This window comes from Arsenicibacter rosenii (assembly GCF_001870735.1).
In the GTDB taxonomy this organism is placed as follows: domain Bacteria; phylum Bacteroidota; class Bacteroidia; order Cytophagales; family Spirosomataceae; genus Arsenicibacter; species Arsenicibacter rosenii.
The window spans coordinates 1-396 of the sequence record NZ_MORL01000292.1; the positions used below are offsets into that span (position 1 = coordinate 1).

Annotated in this window: 1 protein-coding gene; it reads right to left on the minus strand. The window is 47.8% G+C overall.

The window, feature by feature from the left end; translation table 11 throughout:
• Positions 1-27: 27 nt before the first annotated feature.
• Positions 28-183, minus strand: coding sequence for a hypothetical protein (locus BLX24_RS33285; RefSeq protein ID WP_177226020.1), 156 nt, complete (start codon positions 181-183; stop codon positions 28-30).
• Positions 184-396 lie beyond the last annotated feature (213 nt).

The following is a 396-nucleotide window of genomic DNA, read 5'->3' on the forward strand; positions in this document are numbered from 1 at the left end:
GGTATGCGCACGTGATGTGTTAGCCGGTCAGAGGATTTTGAGCCGTTCCTCTTCAAGATCAATCTGATAGAGCTGCAGACGGATCAGGTCTTCGTCAATAGCGGGGTCTTTGTTTAATTCGGCCAGAAATTGCCGCTGGATGTCGAGCATTTCGAGGAAAATAGCCTTTGTCCGGGGATTCATCCAGCTGTCATCGGCCGCCTTGGCNGTTTCATGAGCTTTTCAATACTGGCATGGCCGTTCAGTTCATGTTCGTATTTGTTTTTCAGAAACTGGTAAACGTGCTGTTTCAGTCCTTGTTTCATCCGTCGTTTTACCTGCTCTTCCGGTTCTTCAACAACCAGATCAGAAAATAAACCGGACCGCCGAATAAAGTAGGGGAGTGTAAGACCCTGT